This is a genomic window from Daejeonella sp. (assembly GCF_046590655.1).
In the GTDB taxonomy this organism is placed as follows: domain Bacteria; phylum Bacteroidota; class Bacteroidia; order Sphingobacteriales; family Sphingobacteriaceae; genus Daejeonella.
The window spans coordinates 13,868-33,405 of the sequence record NZ_JBKJUM010000154.1; the positions used below are offsets into that span (position 1 = coordinate 13,868).

At 41.8% G+C, this 19,538-nt stretch carries 17 protein-coding genes; 12 read left to right on the forward strand and 5 right to left on the reverse strand.

The annotated features are described in order from the left end of the window. From ACLL8Z_RS14130 to ACLL8Z_RS14140, 3 genes are all read right to left on the reverse strand, one after another. Nucleotides 1-1,197 carry an HlyD family secretion protein gene (locus ACLL8Z_RS14130; protein WP_411275438.1) on the reverse strand — a complete coding sequence of 399 codons (1,197 nt, stop codon included), beginning with the start codon at nt 1,195-1,197 and terminating at the stop codon, nt 1-3. A 145-nt stretch (nt 1,198-1,342) separates the two neighbouring features. After that, nucleotides 1,343-3,031: a peptidase domain-containing ABC transporter gene (locus ACLL8Z_RS14135; RefSeq protein ID WP_411275439.1), complete on the reverse strand. Its 1,689-nt coding sequence runs from the start codon at nt 3,029-3,031 to the stop codon at nt 1,343-1,345. 18 nt (nt 3,032-3,049) lie between these two features. Beyond that, entirely contained in the window at nt 3,050-3,409 is a 360-nt protein-coding gene (locus ACLL8Z_RS14140; protein WP_411275440.1) for a hypothetical protein, read from the reverse strand. A 43-nt stretch (nt 3,410-3,452) separates the two neighbouring features. Between ACLL8Z_RS14140 and ACLL8Z_RS14145 the strand changes: the two genes are divergently transcribed. From ACLL8Z_RS14145 to ACLL8Z_RS14170, 6 genes are all read left to right on the forward strand, one after another. Further along, a complete protein-coding gene (locus ACLL8Z_RS14145) occupies nt 3,453-4,376 on the forward strand; it encodes a LysR family transcriptional regulator (protein WP_411275441.1) in 924 nt (307 codons plus the stop codon). A 111-nt stretch (nt 4,377-4,487) separates the two neighbouring features. Further along, the gene (locus tag ACLL8Z_RS14150) at nt 4,488-5,672 is read left to right on the forward strand and encodes a PAS domain S-box protein (protein ID WP_411275442.1); all 1,185 of its coding nucleotides are present in this window, start codon (nt 4,488-4,490) and stop codon (nt 5,670-5,672) included. Next, nucleotides 5,672-6,739, forward strand: coding sequence for a response regulator (locus ACLL8Z_RS14155; RefSeq protein WP_411275443.1), 1,068 nt, complete (start codon nt 5,672-5,674; stop codon nt 6,737-6,739). The genes ACLL8Z_RS14150 and ACLL8Z_RS14155 overlap by 1 nt, the downstream gene beginning before the upstream one ends. A gap of 82 nt (nt 6,740-6,821) precedes the next feature. After that, nucleotides 6,822-7,907: an NAD(P)-dependent oxidoreductase gene (locus ACLL8Z_RS14160; RefSeq protein WP_411275444.1), complete on the forward strand. Its 1,086-nt coding sequence runs from the start codon at nt 6,822-6,824 to the stop codon at nt 7,905-7,907. Continuing rightward, nucleotides 7,904-9,256 (forward strand): oxygen-independent coproporphyrinogen III oxidase, encoded by a 1,353-nt coding sequence (gene hemN, locus ACLL8Z_RS14165; protein ID WP_411275445.1) that lies wholly within the window; start codon nt 7,904-7,906, stop codon nt 9,254-9,256. Before ACLL8Z_RS14160 ends, hemN begins: the two co-directional genes overlap by 4 nt. A 17-nt stretch (nt 9,257-9,273) precedes the next feature. Next, nucleotides 9,274-11,064, forward strand: a complete 1,791-nt coding sequence (locus tag ACLL8Z_RS14170; RefSeq protein WP_411275446.1) for a hypothetical protein — start codon at nt 9,274-9,276, stop codon at nt 11,062-11,064. A 37-nt stretch (nt 11,065-11,101) separates the two neighbouring features. Here the strand turns inward: ACLL8Z_RS14170 and ACLL8Z_RS14175 are convergent, their stop codons facing one another. Together ACLL8Z_RS14175 and ACLL8Z_RS14180 are read right to left on the reverse strand one after the other, a co-directional pair. Continuing rightward, entirely contained in the window at nt 11,102-12,319 is a 1,218-nt protein-coding gene (locus tag ACLL8Z_RS14175; RefSeq protein ID WP_411275447.1) for a hypothetical protein, read from the reverse strand. 27 nt (nt 12,320-12,346) lie between these two features. Beyond that, complete coding sequence (locus ACLL8Z_RS14180) at nt 12,347-12,967, reverse strand: Crp/Fnr family transcriptional regulator (protein ID WP_411275448.1); 621 nt, start codon at nt 12,965-12,967, stop codon at nt 12,347-12,349. 166 nt (nt 12,968-13,133) lie between these two features. Between ACLL8Z_RS14180 and ACLL8Z_RS14185 the strand changes: the two genes are divergently transcribed. The 6 genes from ACLL8Z_RS14185 to ACLL8Z_RS14210 all read left to right on the forward strand — a co-directional run bounded on the left by ACLL8Z_RS14185 (nt 13,134) and on the right by ACLL8Z_RS14210 (nt 19,536). After that, a complete protein-coding gene (locus ACLL8Z_RS14185) occupies nt 13,134-13,619 on the forward strand; it encodes a c-type cytochrome (RefSeq protein ID WP_411275449.1) in 486 nt (161 codons plus the stop codon). 116 nt (nt 13,620-13,735) lie between these two features. Then, the gene (gene nosZ / locus ACLL8Z_RS14190) at nt 13,736-15,751 is read left to right on the forward strand and encodes a Sec-dependent nitrous-oxide reductase (protein ID WP_411275450.1); all 2,016 of its coding nucleotides are present in this window, start codon (nt 13,736-13,738) and stop codon (nt 15,749-15,751) included. Nucleotides 15,752-15,805: 54 nt separating this feature from the next. Then, complete coding sequence (locus ACLL8Z_RS14195; protein ID WP_411275451.1) at nt 15,806-16,822, forward strand: nitrous oxide reductase accessory protein NosL; 1,017 nt, start codon at nt 15,806-15,808, stop codon at nt 16,820-16,822. After that, nucleotides 16,819-18,048 carry a nitrous oxide reductase family maturation protein NosD gene (locus tag ACLL8Z_RS14200; RefSeq protein WP_411275452.1) on the forward strand — a complete coding sequence of 410 codons (1,230 nt, stop codon included), beginning with the start codon at nt 16,819-16,821 and terminating at the stop codon, nt 18,046-18,048. Before ACLL8Z_RS14195 ends, ACLL8Z_RS14200 begins: the two co-directional genes overlap by 4 nt. 20 nt (nt 18,049-18,068) lie before the next feature. Then, the gene (locus tag ACLL8Z_RS14205) at nt 18,069-18,776 is read left to right on the forward strand and encodes an ABC transporter ATP-binding protein (RefSeq protein WP_411275453.1); all 708 of its coding nucleotides are present in this window, start codon (nt 18,069-18,071) and stop codon (nt 18,774-18,776) included. Then, a complete protein-coding gene (locus ACLL8Z_RS14210) occupies nt 18,769-19,536 on the forward strand; it encodes an ABC transporter permease (RefSeq protein WP_411275454.1) in 768 nt (255 codons plus the stop codon). The genes ACLL8Z_RS14205 and ACLL8Z_RS14210 overlap by 8 nt, the downstream gene beginning before the upstream one ends. Nucleotides 19,537-19,538 lie beyond the last annotated feature (2 nt).

Sequence of the window (19,538 nt, forward strand, 5' to 3'; positions counted from 1 at the left end):
TTATTTATCCTCAGCGTTGGTTTTTGCGATATAATAGTCAGGTGGAAAGCCATTCAGTTTCCGCCATAATTCGTAAATTACAGGCACATCAGAAAGTAATGCTATTCCCTTAGCTCCTGAACCATATCTTAATTTTTCCGGCCAAATTTTATCGTCCTTAACGGGCTCTACCCACACCCTGAATTTACCGTTCCGGCTTATAGAGGGGTCAATGGACGATATTTTGCCGCCAAAGGTACCGTAAGAGGATTCAGGCCACCCTGAAAACACGATTGCCGGAAAGCCATCAAATTGGAGGCGTACTTCCTGTCCGCTATTGAGCAATGGGATATCGACCGGATCAACGTAAATTTCAACTGCAGCATCAAAACTCAACGGAACAATTTCGACAAGGGGATCTCCCTCCTTGACAGTTTCGCCAATCCCGGCCTTGCCGGCCCTGATGACCTGTCCAGATTGCGGAGCAGTAATTACATAGAAGTCACGCCTGAGCTTATAATTTGACAGCTGGTTCTGTAGTTTAGCTACCTCGCTCCGTGTAGAAGCGATATCTGATAACGTTGTAAACCGGTCACCCTTTACTTTCAATATCTTCTCAGCGTATTCCTGCTCAATTGCTGAGCGCTCAATCTTTACATTTAACAATTCATTTCGGCTGTTGTAAAACTTATTTTCGGAATTTATTTTTCTGGAAACTGCATCCTGATATCCTTGTTGTCTCTGTTCGAATTCTGTGAGCGACTTCAATCCTGCATTGTAGAGCGTTTGTTGCCGGCTTAATTGCTGGCCCGCGATCTTTAACTGGTTATCAGCAGCCATGAAGCTCATGCTGTCGGACTGAACTATGAGGGTATATTGCTTAATTTTATTTTCCAGTTGCTTCAGCTTAAGCAGCTTCGTATTATCAAGTGCAGCCGACTGAGAGCCGGCGGCATTAACTTTATCCTGATAAAAGTTAATGGAAGCGTCTTTCGAGCTGATCTGCTCACCTACCCTAAGTAATTGAGAAGGATCCAGATACTCTTCTTTTATCTCTGTAATGCGGAGAAGTGTATCCCCTTTTTTAACTACTGCCCCATCTTCTACATGCCATTGAGCAATCTTCCCGGCAATGACACTGTTGATCTGTTGAGGCCGTTGTTCAGGATTCAGCGCAGATATAGTTCCCGTAGTTTGAATATTTTGAGTCCACGGCAAAAAGCAACATATTAGTAATACCAAAATAAGTAGCAAAGCGAACTTCTTTGGCCGGTGCATTCCTCTGGCGGGCTTCACTTTTGCAAAAGATTGAAACCTGTGGAATTTGTCTGCTGATAATTTACCCTCTAAAAACATGTTGAAATTAATTACTTGATGAAAGAATGCTGCCCTTTTCTAAATACACAATTCGATCACAGCGTGCGGCAAAGCCTTCATCATTTGTAACGGCAATCATAGTAAAGTTAACTGACGAGCCCGTAAGGTAATGTATTACCCTTTCCCGTGCAGTTGGTTCTATCCCAGCCCAACCGTCTTCTAATAATAAGAGATCCGGTTTTATAGCCAGACAGCGGACGAGCAGGAGCTTTTGAGCAATGTTATAGGATAATCTCCTACCGTGGGGATCCAGATAGGTTTGATACCCCTTTTGCTGGCTCCGAATATAAGAGCTTAAACCCACTATCTCACAAATGGCATCCAGCTCACCGAAAGTTATCTTTTGGTTTCCAACTGTTAAATTTTCATGAATGGTACCAGTAAACAGCTCTCCATCAGCAAGAAATACCGCTACTTTTTGATGCAGTTGCCGGGTTGAAATTGTTTTTAAAGGCACATCGTTGAACAGAATATTACCTGAGAACCCGGTATAAATTCCGGCCAGCAAACTTAATAACGTCGATTTACCGGAACCTTCTGCCCCCATGAGGCAAATTTTTTCGCCCCGTTGAATATGCAGGTCGATTCCATTGATCACCGGCTTGTTACCTGAATAACCAAATGACAGACTATTCAGTTTAATATCGATACCCATACCATCGGATAAAAACGAGCGCGTGTATAATTCATCTGCTTCATCCTGTGGCTTATCAAGAACCTGGTTTAGTTTTTCCAGGGAGGTTAAAACATCATAAACTACCTCCAGGCTTACAATCATTTTTTCGATGGACGCTAAGATTGTGAGGATAACGATTTCTGCAGCAATGAACTGACCAAGGTTGATCTGTTGCCGGATAAACAGTACAGAACCTATTATGAGCATAGTTGCCGTAATAAGGACCTTAAAAGCAACCAGAATCCGGTATTGGAAAATCAGTACAGAAAAATGGGCCTGCCGGGAATCCAGATATCCCGTCAGAAGTTTGTCTGTTCTATTAAGATGTAATTCATGCCCCTGATTAAACTTGAAAGTTTTGATTGCCCTTGAGATTTCCTCCAGCCAATGCGCTACATGGTATTTGTATTCCGATTCGGCCATACTTGTGTTGAATCCTTTCGAACTTGTAAAATAAAGTATTAGAACAACCACTATTAAAATGACAATGGCGAATATGATAAAGACCGGATGATAAAAACTCAACAGGATTAATCCAAAAAGAATTTGAATGGTTGCAGACGGGAAATCAAGCAGCAGCTTGGATAAGCCTTTCTGCAAGTTAGCCGTGTCGAAAAAGCGATTGACCAGCTCAGGCAGATAGTACTCGTCAATACTCAACAAGCTGATTCTTGGGATACGATAGGTATATGCAAATGTCAGGCGGGTAAATATCCGCTGCTGCATACGCTCTATAATTCGCATTTGATAGATTTGGAATATGCCGTTCAAAAGCACTCCGGATATTACTACACCAATAAGAACAACCAGAGATGTACTCACCGTGCCGCCAAATAACAGATTGATGATGGCCTGAATACCCAGGGGAAGCGATAACAAGATTAAACCATTAATAATGGCATAGAAATAAACGGCGGTGATTTCCTCGCGTTCAAGACTGATCAGCTGATAGAAACGAGTTAATGCGCTTTTGAGAGAATACTTTTCGGTATAGTTCATTTGCTTAATCTGTTAAATTCAACGCTTTGCACTCTTGATTTTGATTTTCATTGTGCTCTGCCCTTCAGGGTGCGATATTTTGAGGTGTATCTGAGCATTAACCGTAACAGATTCTGGGTTGTACTTAAAATATCGCCCCACCTCAAATAACGTCTTCTGAAGCATGATTATCTCCGACGCAGTTTTCCGTATTTCTATCAGCTCACCGGATTCTCCTGCCAAGCGATTCTCATTAGTTTTGATTTGTCGAAGTAACAGTTGTGTGATCAGATCTTCGGCCTCTGAGGCGATAAATTGTACGTTAACTACATCTATGTTCATAAAGCGTTTAACAATTAGAATATCATTTAGTGTACAAAAGTAGATCAAGCTATTCATATATTATTATTTATATTTGTTATGATATATATAATTAATATTTATGAATTATACCCTGCATCAACTTCAGGTTTATCTGAAAATTGTGGAAACGAAAAGCATCACAAAGGCTGCTATAGAGCTTTTTTTAACTCAACCAGCGGTTTCGATTCAATTCAAAAATTTTCAGGGTCAATTTGATATCCCTCTGATTGAGGTTGTTGGGAAACAAGTTTACATTACCGATTTTGGTAATGAAATAGCCGAGATGGCCGAAAGAATTATCCTCGAGGTGTATGCAATTAATTACAAAACCCTCACCTATAAAGGAATTTTATCAGGCAGGCTCAAACTCGCCATAGTTTCCACCGGGAAATATATAATGCCCTATTTTTTGTCGGATTTCCTTCAAAAACACACGAGTATTGAATTAACTATGGATGTAACCAACAAATCTAAAGTGATCGATAGTCTTGAAAAAAACGAGGTGGATTTTGGATTAGTTTCAGTACTTCCGGACGATCTCAATGTTGAAGAGGAAGTGCTTTTGGAAAATCATTTATATTTAGTAGGAAATAAAAAAAGCGACTACAACAAAGGCCCTTATCAGCGATCCATTTTCAATGAGATTTCGATGATATATCGAGAACAAGGATCGGGTACCCGCGCAGTAATGGAAAAATTTTTTGAGACTCGAAAATTGCAGGTGCGAAAAAAACTTGAACTCACTTCCAATGAAGCAGTTAAACAAGCTGTGCTTGCCGGCCTCGGATATTCTATAATGCCCTTAATCGGTATTCATACTGAATTAGAAACGGGCGAATTGAGAGTTATTCCCGTATCAGGACTACCTGTAAAATCTGCATGGAGGCTTATTTGGCGGAAAGGGAAAAAATTTTCGCCCGTTGCCCAGGCTTTTCTAAATGACATTCGGGAAAACAAAACCAGGATTTTAAAAAATAATTTTGAGTGGGTGAATAGATTTTAAAAATCTACTCTCAACCAATGTTCCGTGTATTATCGTTTTCGGTCAATAAATGACCATAGACATTCTATTACGTTCGTCTGCATTATTAAATTTTTGTAATTTGACACAGAGATGGAAGAAGTTAAATTATTGAATGCCATTATAAACACAGCTATCGACGGTATCATTACTATTGATTATAGGGGTAATATTGAATCGATGAACCCTGCAGCTCTCAAAATTTTTGGTTATGCGGATGCTGACGTCTTTGGAAAAAACATATCAGTCTTGATGCCCGAGCCTGACAAAAGTGCACATGATGGTTATTTGCACCGTTATCAGAGCACTGGAGAGAAAAAAATTATCGGTATCGGAAGAGAAGTTCTTGGATTGAAAAAAGATGGGAGCACTTTCCCATTTCGCCTTGCTGTAAGCGAAGTGGAATATGAGAACCGTAAAATCTACACGGGGTTTATTCATGATCTTTCCAAGGAGAAAGCTGCCGAAAACTCACTAAAAGAGTATACAGAAGTACTTGAGGAACGGATCAAAGAGCGAACTTCCATTTTACAAACTCTTGTCAACGAACTGGAAAAAGCAAAAGAGGATGTAAGCTTGTCGCTTGAAAAGGAGAAAGAATTGAACCAACTCAAAACCCGGTTTGTATCTATGGCTTCCCATGAGTTCCGCACGCCGCTAAGTTCTGTCCAGCTTTCCGCGTCTCTGATAGAAAAATATGCGGAAAAGCCCGACATGACCAATATTATCAAACACACCGGTAAAATAAAAAACTCCGTTGGTCAGTTGACGGGGATCCTAAATGATTTTCTTTCTCTTGAAAAGCTTGAAGCAGGTAAAATACGAGCCGAATTTCAGGAATTTGATGTGGTAAAATTTTCGGAAGATATCATTGAAGAGATGCAAATGGTCGCTAAACAAAATCAGATCATTGTTTATCAGCACACGGGCATGTCAAGCGTTATTAATTCAGATGCCGCCTTAATGAAAAATTCGGTGATAAATCTGATATCAAATGCTATTAAATATTCCGGGGAAAATACATTTATAGAATTCAATTCTGAGCTTAGTCAATCGGTATTCACAATAACTGTAAAGGATAATGGAATTGGCATTCCGCAGGAAGAACAGAAAAATCTTTTCGAACCTTTTTTCAGGGCGCACAATATCGGTAACATTCCGGGAACAGGCTTAGGCCTTAACATTGTTAAACGTTATGTGGAACTCATGGGCGGAACAGTAATTTGTAATAGCGCACAGGATAAGGGTACAACTTTTACTTTAACTTTCAAACATTAATGAAAAAACCGGTTATAACAGTATTGATCATTGAAGATAATGACGATATCCGAGGAAGCACAGCAGAAATACTCGAGTTAACAGGGTATGATGTACACGTGGCAGAAAATGGCAGAAAAGGGGTCGAACTGGCTATAACACACTTACCGGATATCATCCTGTGCGATATCATGATGCCTGAGCTTGACGGATATGGAGTGTTATACCTCTTGAGCAAAAATGAGCAGACGGCTGGCATTCCTTTCATATTTATCACCGCAAAAACTGAACGCGGCGATATGCGCAAAGGAATGGAAATGGGTGCCGACGACTATTTAACTAAGCCATTCGACGATATGGAGCTGCTTAATGCGATAGAAACAAGACTTTCAAAAAAAGAAGCTGCGAAAAAATACTCCGGTAACTCGCAATCCTTTGAGTTTTTAATGGACGAAGCCAGAGCTTCAAAATTACTGACTAAGTTTTCGGAGAACAGCCGGCAGCGGACTTACAAGAAAAAACAGTCTGTGTACTCAGAAGGCGACTATTTATCCCATGTGTTCATGATCAAAAGCGGTGGAGTCCGGACCTTTAAGACCTATCAGGATGGACGTGAAATAGCTACGGGTATGTTGGGCCCGGGCGAATTTTTTGGTTATGAATCTATTCTTTTAAACAAATCCTGCAGCGATAATGCAGAAGTGCTGGAAGATACGGCGCTGCACCTGCTCACCAGGGAAGACTTTAACTCGCTGCTATTTAAAAATCCCGGAATATCGAAGAAATTTATCGAATTATTATCAGGCAACGTTCGTGAGAAGCAGGATCAGCTACTAAAACTGGCATACAACTCTGTGCGGAAAAGAGTGGCCGACGCGCTGATCAGTCTTGCTGCAAAATTCTCCGAAAATGAATCGGATATTGCTACCATCAAGATTTCGAGATATGATCTGGCGGCTATGGTTGGTACCGCGAATGAAACAGTTAGCCGAACCTTGTCAGATTTTAAAGACGAAAAACTTATCGAAAAAGAAGCAAGTGTCATTATAATTCTTTCTATCGACAAACTCAGTAAAATAAAGCAATAGTGATGCAGATCATTCTTCTGCCTGACCAGCCTCATAGTAATCCTTAGCGCATCGGCCTAGATTTGTAGTAAATCATTGGGCGATGAAAGCAGTAGCATACAGCATAAAGGCGTGTGAAAAAGAGATTCTTGTACGAGTCAACAATAAGAAACACGATATTACACTCATATCAAACCGGCTAACGCTGGAAACCATTGCCTATGCAGAAGGCAAGGAAGCTGTGCTTGTATTTTCAAGTGACGACCTCTCGGCGCCGGTCATCTGTAAACTGTCTGAAATGGGCGTTAAATACATCTGCACACGTTCAACAGGCACTGACCATATTGATCTTACGGAAGCAGAAAGGCTGGGAATAAAGGTGGCGAACATATCCTCATATTCACCGGAATCGATCGCTGAACACTCTTTAGCGCTCATGCTTGCACTGGTGCGTAATCTAATTCCTTGTCATAACCAGATTATGCATTATGATTTTAGTCTCGACGACCTGGTGGGGACTACAATCCGTAACAAAACCGTTGGCATAGTTGGCTTTGGTGTAACGGGTCAGGCATTAGCAGAAATCCTTTCTGGCTTTGGAGCAAAAGTTTTGGTAAGTGATATTCGTGATGTGTCTGTAAAAGCAGGCAAACTGAAAGCAAAACAGGTTGAGTTCCATGATCTTCTGAGCGAGGCGGATATTATATCATTCCATGTACCCCTTGACGATAGCACGCGCCATATGGTTGATGCAAAATGCATTAGGTCAATGAAGAAAAACGTCATACTCATAAATGTTAGCAGGGGGGCTATTTTCAAATCTCAGGATGTATATAACGCACTCCAGGACGGGTGGATTAGCAAAATAGGTATGGACGTTTACGAATTTGAACATAACGTATTCTTCTTTGACCATAGCCATCAGCCCATAGAAGATAAGCTTTTAAAAGCTTTTATTCAAAACTCGAGGGTTTTACTTACCCCGCATCAGGCTTTTCTGACAAAGGAGGCTTTGCAAATAATTGCCACAAGAACCATTGACCATTTGAACCGTTGGGCAAATTGCAAATGCCGCAATGAAGCATGCCGCAACGTCGCCGAAACCGGTACCTCCGAGCAGTGCAATGGTCCGGCAGACTTAGGCAGCAGCGTTAGCCCGGGTGCTTTACATGGCTCAATAAAATCATGACACCTTCAACCTTGCTGAAAAAGTACAATGTAGCAGCACCCAGATATACAAGCTACCCTACTGTTCCCTATTGGGATAGTCAACAATGGAGCCAGGACCAGTGGTTTCATACTATTAGAAAATCTTACAATGAAAGCAGAAATCACGGTCTCAGTTTATACATTCATCTTCCATTCTGTGAGAACCTGTGCACCTATTGCGGCTGCACAACACGGATTACAAAAAATCATCAGGTTGAAGAGCCATATATCGACGCCGTAATAAAAGAATGGCGGATGTATTATCATGTTTTAGGCGACAAGCCCCGTATCCGTGAAATACATTTGGGCGGAGGAACCCCCACTTTCTTCAGCCCCAAAAATCTCAAGAAGCTAATTAAAGGTATCACGCATGATGCAGTTCTGTTGCCCGATGCCGATTTTTCTTTTGAAGGCCATCCGGCAAATACAACCCGGAGCCATTTGCAGACCTTATATGACTGTGGATTCAGGAGATTAAGCCTCGGTATCCAGGACTTCGATCCTTTGGTGCAGAAGATTATCAATCGGATGCAGAGTGTGGAACAAGTAAAGCAAGTAACTGACGCAGCCCGGCAGATTGGTTACTCTTCGATCAATTATGATCTAATATACGGCCTTCCACTGCAGACTTTAAGCAGTGTAAGCAGCACCATAAAAGAAGTGATAAAACTCATGCCCGAACGCATTGCATACTATAGCTATGCTCACGTTCCCTGGCTTAAACCCGGACAAAGGAGTTTCACCGAAGCAGATCTGCCGGTAGATGAAGAAAAAAGAAGCCTTTATGAACGCGGCAGGACCATGCTCTTTGATGCCGGATACAAAGACATCGGCATGGACCATTTTTCTCTTCCTGGAGATAGTCTCATGAAAGCATCCGAATCTGGCAAACTTCACCGGAACTTTATGGGCTATACGCATCAATACACCAAACTTTCGATCGGTTTGGGTATATCATCTATAAGCGATAGCTGGTACGGTTTTGCCCAAAACGTGAAATCGGTTGAAACCTATCTTCAAAATATTACAGAAGGGATATTCCCCCTGGTAAAGGGGCATATTCTTACCGCCAGAGATCTAATAATCAGAAAAATCATTCTGGATATTATGTGCCTTGGTAAAGCTTGCTTGCCCAAAGATGACCCTCTGACTCTGGACTTCATTGCGAGGCTAAGACCGTTCATTGATGAAGGCCTTGTCCTTCTTAATGATCATCAGATAATTGTTACCGATTTGGGTAAAGCATTCGTACGAAACATTTGCATGTGCTTTGATGAAAAGCTTTTATCCAGCGTGCCTCAAAGCCAGATATTCAGCACTGCCATCTAAACGTTATATTAATACATATGAGCCACACTTTTCACATCCCGGTATTAGGCCTTGGATATTCAATAGATACCCCGCTAAAGGTCGCGCGCTATGGCATATCTTCGGTCGTTTCAATCGTCGATGACGAGTTAGTCGAAAGAATGCGGGAATTTCATACTCCCGCAGATACTGCTTTTGTGAACATCGAAAAAGCGTGTCCCAACTTCCGGAGTTCCAGGATCACAGCATACCTGAATCTGCTCGATCAGATTGTTAACAAACAGCACGAAAGTTTAAAGCATCAGGGTTTTACTGCAAGTGCCGACATCACCAGATACTTTCGGCTATTGCCTGCAAAAGCGACAACGAGAATTAGTTATGAACGTATGTTAACGGAACCCAACCCATATAAAAAGAGTTGTCAGCAAAACAGGCTTAGGTCGCAGATTATAAAAGGAAGAATCGACGTAAATATTATGTCAAAAGTTGATAAGATGAATTATATCAAAGGGGCCCCGGATCACCCGGAACAATTATCAGATGCTCTTGCCGCGTTAAAAGGTTTTGCGGAAAGCAATTTAAACTCTTCATTGATCCTTTCGGCCGGTATGAATACCCGGCTATACACATATTTAGAAGAATTTCCTCAGTTTTTTCCAATCGGGTATCAGCCTTCTAAGAAAAAAATTATTCTTAAGGTTAGCGACTTCCGTTCAGCATTCATCCAGGCCAAATTTCTAGCAAAAAAAGGACTTTGGGTGCATGAATTCCGGATAGAGTCTGGTTTAAACTGCGGGGGGCATGCGTTTGCTACGGAAGGATTCTTGCTGGGGCCTATCCTCGAAGAGTTCAAACAAAAACGGAATGAGATGGCCAGCGAACTTTTTACTGGGTACCGCAGCGCACTTGAAGAAAAAGGTTTTGGTGAAGTCTCTTTACCGCTAACAAGAGTAACCGTTCAGGGCGGTATTGGAACCTACGAAGAAGATGAATTTCTTCAACAATATTACCAGGTTGACGGAACCGGCTGGGGCAGCCCTTTCCTTCTAGTTCCGGAAGCCACAAATGTTGACGATGAAACTTTAAAGCAGCTGGCCAGCGCAGATGAAGGCGATTTTTATATCAGCGGCTCTTCTCCGCTGGGAATCCCCTTCAATAATTTTCGCAGGAGCTCAGGAGAGGCGCAGCGGCTAAAACGTATTGAAGAAGGTCGGCCAGGGAATCCATGTACAAAAAAATACCTGGTATCTAATACCGAGTTCACCACTACTCCTATATGTACGGCGTCGCGTAAATACCAGAACCTGAAGATTAAAGAACTGAACCGAAAAGCTCTCCCTGCTGAAGATTATCAGAAAAGTTTTGATGAAATCACCGAGAAAGTTTGCCTTTGCGAAGGGCTTTGCTCATCTGTTTATATTAAGAACGACATGGTTAAGCCAAAAGAAAACCGGGCGGTGACCATTTGTCCGGGGCCAAATACGGCCTACTTCTCATCTATCTATTCGCTTGACGAAATGGTGAAGCACATCTATGGGAAACTTAACTTGCTCGAAGGAATAAACAGGCCGAATATGTTTATTAACGAGATTAAATTGTACATAAGCTATTTGAAAAAAGACATGGAGAACAGCCTTCGGGATATTACTGACAAAAAAGCGAAACAACTTGAAAAGTTCAGGAACCAGCTGCTCAATGGGATCGAATACTATGAGTCCCTGGTTCCGGAGCTGATCGCTTATCAAAAGAATATCGCTTCAACATTTCAGGCAGACCTTAAGCGTGTTCGCGAACTAACCGAAAGTATGGCTATCCAGCAAGTTCCTTAGGCAAGGGGAAAGGTTGAAGAGAGATCTTAAAAATAATCTATTCAGCCCTGCGTTCTAAAGAGCCGGCGAACAGGATCCCTAACCCCACAACCAGAATTAAAGCTGCCCCGAACAACAGAATTTGCACCTGGGGAATGATTGTGTAAGTTAATGCGCCCACACCCTGAACCATCAGCAGGAGCTCATTTACTATCACCCCTGTAACAAAAATCGACACACCCACGATTACCTTTCGTGAAAGGACGATGAGATTAAGAGAAATGATATATCCAATTATAAAAATAGTCGTCACTCCCAAAAGCACCAGATGCAGATAGCCAATTATTATTGGCCTGAAACCATAAGAAAGCTGGCTTAATTGCGGATGAATTGACCCCGACTGTAATATGAGTTTTATTGTGAATGCTATGGCTGACAAGATAAGAAGCACTCTTCCCGCTTTTGGGAACCGCGTTTGTAACAGCTCTGAGTTTTTTGTAATAACGACCAGCACGAGCACCCAGCCTATCAGCTGCGCAAGCACTGCTAATATCAGCAAAAAGTAAATTTTATCCGCCACAGGGCTCCACAGGATAGATAGAAAATACGCCGGTATACACGCCGCACAAAATAAATAGAAGGCATTATAGAGCTTTTTGGATGAACACCTATCTGCAGGCAGTTGGTCAGTAAGTAAGCCCATGCCAGCAAAGAAAAACCAGCCATTGTACTGAAAATGGAGATAATAATATACTGATGACAGGTACACGTTCTGGTCCGCTTGTGCCGACGTCATCAGATAAGCGAGTGAGAAAGGACCAAGCGCGGAAATAACACTAAATATCAGTGCCCATTTGAACCATAAATGGCTAACCGATTTTACTTTGACCAAGCTAAGGTCTCTCCAGAAGAAAATAGCAAACCAAATAGAAACTACTATAGACAGTGTCGAAAAGGTGATAGAAAAGAAGGCATATCCCTGGATAAAAAAAGCAAACATCATTCCGTACGCAGTAATTAAATTGGCGTTCAGTATCCATCGGTATGTGTTGAGTATGTTTGCCCCAAGCTGCTTGCTTAAATAATAAACTAGCAAAAGCATTAGAGTTTGGCTTATCCAGCCACTGAACGCAAAATGGGAATGGCTGTGCAGGACATTTTTTTGATCGATAATTGGAAGGTAGAAGGCAATTTTGTATCGGAGAATTAGGCCCAGTATTGCTACTAAAAGGAGGTTAAAAAACGATATTTGTAACCATTTGGATAAAGTTTTCATGTCCAAGGCAAAAATAAATATTTACCTTCAATTAGATAGCATAACAATCTTCTCCTTACAAAACACCTTCCCTCTGCTGATTTGAAGTTCCCCTTTATCATGCATGTTTCTCATTGTCCTGATTACGGTTTCTACTCTCAGCCCCGTCATGTCTGCTATTTGTTTACGAGTAAGTTTTAATTTGTCGCAATCCGGGCAAAAACTTCTATTTTCTGTTTTAAGATAATTAATCAAATTAATGATTCGCGTTTCAGGGCAATTGGATGCCATCGATGTGAGCACGGAGTATTTAAAGCGTAATCTGCGGATAAAAAGCTTTGTAAATGCAAATTGAATTTCAGCATTTTCTTTCAACAGATCCAGGAAGTTTGACTTGTAAAGACGGATAAGTAAAGTGTCTGAGTTGGCTACAGCCGATGCAGCATACGGACCGTCATCAAAAAGCGGGAATTCCCCGAATGACTCTCCGTCTTCAACAATATCATGAATACATTCCCTTCCTTGCTCATCGATGTTCATCCACTTCACGCTGCCACTAATAACCTGAAAATAATAAGTGCATTGCTGTCCCTCAAAGAAGATGGTTTCATTAGCCTCAACTTTTTTATAAGTCGCTCCCCATTTCAAGAGTACTTTGATATCAATCATAGTTTGAGCATAAGATACTATCCAAAATTACCTACATGGCCTAAAGGCGAACGTGATCCCTATTACGGAAATAGATGACCTTAATCATTTATGATCGAACGCATAAAATGATGATCGCATGATCTCTAAACTTGTAAGACCAAATCAAACAAAAAACCAAATTAACATGAAAAAACTGATTGCATTAACCATGGTAATTACCTTTGTTACGTTTTTTGCTTCTTGCGGAGGGAATGATAAAACGACAGATGAAACCACTGCAGGCTCGTCGGAAACTACCGCAGAAGCCACGACAGAAAATCCTTCTTATGACCCGAATCGTGGCGAAGGGAAGTTCAGTTCAGTTGATGTGGGACCTCTGGATTCTAAAAAAGCTGAGCTTGGAGACCAGGTATTCCAGGTAAAGTGCAGCAGTTGCCACAAGGTAACGGATGAACGTTTGGTAGGACCAGGATGGGCCGGTGTTACTGAACGCCGTAAACCCGAGTGGATCATGAATTTTATAACCAATCCTGATGTAATGATTGATAAAGACCCTGAACTACAGGCCCAGCTTGAATTGTGTCTGGTCCGGATGCCAAATCAAAACCTTTCTGATGACGACGCACGAAACCTGCTCGAGTTCATGAGAAAAAACGACGGAGCCAAATAAACGCTAATCATAATTAATGTAAGGAAAGCAATTCATGCAGGCACTATAAAAGATGCTTATCGGTATTTCCTTGCCCTTAAATCGAGACTTGAAACAGATTTTATAAACTAACAACAATGAAGATAAACACTAAATATGCTCATGGTATGGCTGCCCTGGCATTATTAGCGGGCCTTAATGCCTGTAAGCCAAAAAATGTAGGCTCCGTTGTAAGCGGAGATGCCGCAGCAAAAGTGTACGTTGCCCCTGGAAAATATGACGAATATTACAACTTCGTTTCCGGAGGTTTTAGCGGTCAGTTGTCTGTATATGGTTTGCCTAGCGGCAGGCTCCTGCGTGTTATCCCGGTATTCTCTGTTGATCCTGAAAAAGGCTGGGGATATTCTGAAGAAACTAAACCGATGCTGAATACCTCTCACGGTGTAGTGCCATGGGACGATCTTCACCATGTGTCTATGTCGCAAACCAACGGCGAAATTGATGGCCGCTGGGTATTTGTCAATGGAAATAATACTCCACGGGTTGCCCGGATAGATCTGAAAACCTTCCGGACGGCAGAAATTCTGGAATTACCGAACAGCGGCGGTAACCACTCATCCCCTTTCATTACAGAAAACTCTGAATACATTGTTGCCGGAACAAGGTTCAGTGTTCCGCCAGACGACAAAAACGGAGACGTTCCGATTAACACCTACAAAGAAAATTTCAAAGGAACAATTAGCTTTATCAGTGTTGATAAGGAAGATGGAAATATGGATGTTGCCTTCCAAATTCAGGGACCCGGCGTAAACTTTGATTTAAGTCATGCGGGAAAGGGAAAATCAGCTGGCTGGTTCTTCTTCAGCACTTATAATACCGAACAGGCGAATACGCTGCTCGAAGTAAACGCGTCGAAACGCGATAAGGATTTCATCATGGCGGTTAACTGGAAGATGGCTGAACAACTTATTAAAGAAGGGAAAGGCCGGAAACAAGCTGTAAAATACGCCAGCAACCGGTTTGATGAAAAAACACATACCGCCACCTCGACAATCAAAAACCAGGTCACTGTACTTGATATGCGCGACTATCCAGGTCTCGTCTACATGATCCCATGTCCGAAGTCTCCGCACGGATGCGATGTTGATCCAACCGGTGAATACATAGTGGGAAGTGGAAAACTGGCTGCTTTGATACCGGTATTCAGTTTCGACAAGATACAAAAAGCGATAGCATCAAAGTCATTCGATGGCGAATACGAGGGTATTCCGGTTATCAAATACGAAGCAGCGCTTTATGGGGAAGTTAAAAAACCTGGCTTAGGGCCTCTACACACCGAATTCGATGACAAAGGCAACGCCTACACCTCCATGTTCGTTTCGAGTGAAGTCGTTAAATGGAATGTAAAAGACCTGAAGGTACTTGACAGGGTTCCCACATATTACTCAGTTGGCCACTTGATGATACCAGGCGGAGACTCAAAAAAACCAACCGGAAAATATCTGGTTGCTTACAATAAAATAACGAAGGATCGCTACCTGCCTACCGGCCCGGAACTGTCCCAAAGTGCTCAATTATATGATATCAGCGGCGATAAAATGCAGCTCATACTGGATTACCCAACGATAGGTGAACCGCACTATGCACAAGCTGTTTCTGCGGATGTTATTAAAAATAACTCCACAAAGTTCTTCAAGATTGAAGAGAACAATCATCCATATGTCACCAAAGGTGAAGGTAATGCGAAAGTGGTACGAGAGGGAAATAAGGTGCACGTTTATATGACCCTGGTACGTTCACACTTAACACCCGACAATATTGAAGGTGTCCGGGTTGGTGATGAAGTATATTTCCACACCACTAACCTCGAACAGGATTGGGATGTACCTCATGGATTTGCTATTAAAGGTGCATTGAACGCAGAACTACTGGTTATGCCTGGTGAAACAACAACTCTGAAGTGGATACCTTTGAAGGCAGGTATGTACCCAATGTACTGCACCGATTTCTGCAGCGCCCTGCATCAGGAAATGTCCGGGTATGTCAGAGTATCCCCGGCAGGTAGTAACGTCCCTATCAGCTTCAGCACTGGTACCAACATGGCGAAGTCGGATACAAAAACCCCCAATTCTGCTAACGGGTCCAAAAAATAAATCTCACTATTGAGACAGGAACCGGGTTCCTGTCTCTTTTCAACATCACCTGTTATGAACAATAAAGTCAGCAATTCCACAAGGTTAATTATGGTGATGTGCGGTATTGGCTTATTAATTGTTTTGTTTACCCCTATCTGGCGGATAGATTTGTCTGCTCCCCAATATCCTGAGGGCTTGTACCTGCTGATATATGCTAATAAGCTGGGTGGCAATGTGGATATAATTAACGGACTTAACCATTACATCGGCATGAAAACACTTCATACTGATGATTTTATGGAATTTAAGGTGTTACCGGGAATCATCATCTTTTTTTCAATTCTATTTATCCTCACAGCGATTATCGCAAAAAGAAAGCTCATGTTTGTCCTCTTTGGTCTGTTCGTAAGCTTTGGTGTGTTAGCAATGGTCGACTTCTGGCGATGGGAGTATGACTATGGTCACAACCTCGATCCCAACGCGGCCATTATAGTGCCGGGCATGGCTTATCAGCCACCCTTAATAGGCTATAAACAGCTTCTAAACTTCGGGGCATATTCCATGCCCGACTTAGGGGGATGGATATTTATAGGCGTGGGCGTAGTTTTACTGATACTGGTAATAAGGGAGTGGAAAGGCAAAAATCCAGCAGTACGAAGAAATAAATCCCTGGTGGCCGCTTCCCTCGCATTGATTCTCATGCTGGGTGCCTGCAACGCCGGACCAGAACCCATGGTTATTGGAAAAGACCAATGTGATTTTTGTAAAATGACCATAAGTGATGCGAGGTTCGGAGCTCAATTGATCACAAAAAAAAACAAGATCTATAAATTTGATGACCCACATTGTGTGACCACATTCTTAAATGAGAAAAAAGTTGAAAAAGAAAACATCGCTTCCGTCTATTTTATAAACTTCAGCAAACCCCATGACCTTATTAACGCAGAGAAAGCATTTTTTCTCCAAAGTCCATCTCTGAGAAGTCCAATGAACGGCAATATTGCTGCTTTCACAAACGCAGACTCACTCGAGGCTACAGTCCGTACACACTATGGGAATACCATAACCTGGGAGGATATGCAAAAATGAGGCACTTGTCATACCTAATACTTCTCCTCATTTTCTCTTCCGCATCTGCTAAAACTATCCCCGTTGGTTCCGGGCGGATCTACAAAACCATAAGTGCAGGAGTTAATGCTGCTGCGGCAGGCGACACGGTGCTCGTCGATCCCGGGCTTTACCGCGAGAAAAACCTGATGATCAGGAAAAACATCGTTCTCAAAGGAATTGGAAAACCAACGCTCGATGGGGAAAATAGGTATGAGATTATTTCCATTGCAGCTAGCGGAGTTACAATTGATGGATTTAAACTGATCCATTCCGGCACCTCGAGCCTTGAAGATCTCAGCGGGATAAAGGTTTATGACAGCGACAACGTGATCATAAAAAACAATGTCCTGGAAGATACATTCTTTGGGATTTATATCCAGAATGGCTCGAAATGTATCATCTCAAATAACCGGTTGACCGGCATAAGCTTATCAGAGCAGCAGAGCGGAAACGGGATCCATTGCTGGAAAGGTGATAGCCTGCAGATCGTTGGCAATATTGTCAGCGGCCATCGCGATGGTATCTATTTTGAATTTGTTAAAAACTCCGTCATCTCTAAGAACACAGCCGCAAAAAACCTCCGGTATGGTTTACACTTTATGTTTTCAAATGATGACAGCTATGTGAATAACGTTTTCCGGAATAACGGCTCGGGAGTTTCAGTAATGTATTCCAAAAAAATAAAAATGGTGGGTAATCATTTCGAAGAAAATTGGGGAGATGCAGCCTATGGAATTTTACTAAAAGAAATATCGGATGGTATAATGCATGGAAATTATTTTACAAGAAACACCAGCGCGATTTACATGGAAGGTGCAAACCGGATTGATATGATAAAGAATACCTTCAAAGACAATGGGTGGGCACTGAAGATCCAGGCAAGCTGCGTCGATGTGGTTCTGGAGCGAAACAATTTTATAGGAAATACTTTTGATGTGGGAACTAACGGATCCCTGGTATTAAACCGTTTTAATAACAACTACTGGGATAAATACGAAGGATATGATTTAAATAAGGACAAGATTGGTGATATCCCCTTTCGCCCGGTAAGCATGTTCTCAATGATCGTTGAGAAGTTTCCATCTGCAATGATACTGTTCAGAACCTTTATAACTACCTTGCTGGATAAGACCGAAAAAATCATCCCAAGCCTAACACCTGAAAATCTCCGGGACAATGAGCCATTAATGAAAAGGGCATTCTAGCTGATTGTTCGAAAAATACGATGATCACCTTTAATAAAATATCTAAGAAGTTCGGCAAGATCAGGGTCTTAAATGAAATAACTACCACTTGCGGTAAAGGTGAATGCATTGCGTTGATTGGCCCTAATGGCTGCGGTAAAACGACACTGATTAAATCCATTTTAGGAATGGTGCTGGCCGATAGCGGCACAATTACTTTTGACGGAAAAAACATCGCAGGTGACTGGGAGTATAGAAATAAGATCGGCTACATGCCTCAAATTGGCCGTTATCCCGATAATATGACTATTGTTCAGATACTCAATATGATGAGGGATATACGTAATAGTAAGGCTCTCGACGAAGACCTGATCCTTGGATTTTCAATAAATAAGCTGCTTGATAAACGAATGAGAACCCTCTCCGGAGGAACAATACAGAAAGTAAGCGCAGCACTGGCTTTTCTGTTTGATCCGGCAGTTCTCATTCTTGACGAACCAACGGCAGGCCTTGATCCGGTAGCGTCAGAACTATTTAAGAAAAAGGTTCTGGCAGAGAAAGAAAAGGGCAAACTGATATTGATCACCTCACATATTTTAAGCGATCTGGATGATCTTGTGAGCAGAGTTATATACATGCAGGATGGAAATCTGATCTTTCATAAAAGCGTCACCGAATTACAGCGCGATACGGGTGAAGAACGATTGGCCAGGTCTATTGCACAGGTAATGTCAATGAATTATGAATAAGATAATCAAATATGTGATTTCAGACATCCTTAGAAATAAGATCGTCATCATTTACACGGTGTTTCTACTGGCCTCTTCCCTAACAGTATTCAGTTTTGAGGATAACAATAGTAAGGGGTTATTAAGTTTACTCAATATCATTCTTCTGGTCGTACCTCTGGTAAGTATAATTTTTTCAACGATTTACATTTATAATTCCGCCGAATTTATTGAATTACTTGTCAGTCAGCCGCTAAAGAGAAAATCTATTTGGCTGAGTATTTTCTCCGGACTGGCCATATCACTTTCCTTATCTTTTTTTATTGGTGCAGGTCTTCCCATTTTGCTGTACCAATCGAATATGATCGGCATGACGATGATATTATCAGGAATAGCACTAAGTGTGATTTTCGTAGCAATAGCTTTGCTCGCTACAGTCTATACAAGAGATAAAGCCAAAGGGATAGGTGCCGCAATTATGCTTTGGCTATACTTTTCACTGCTATTCGATGGTTTTGTGCTATTCCTTTTATTCCAGTTTTCCGATTATCCGCTGGAAAAACCAATGATTGGTATAAGCGCACTTAATCCCATTGATCTGACAAGAATACTGATTCTTCTCCAGCTGGACGTGTCAGCTATGATGGGATATACCGGGGCTATTTTTAAAGACTTTTTTGGCACCTACGCCGGGCTATTATTTTCATGTGCAGTATTGTTGGTATGGGCTATTCTGCCCGTGTGGGGCTCGATGAAAAAGTTTAACTCTAAAGATCTATAGGA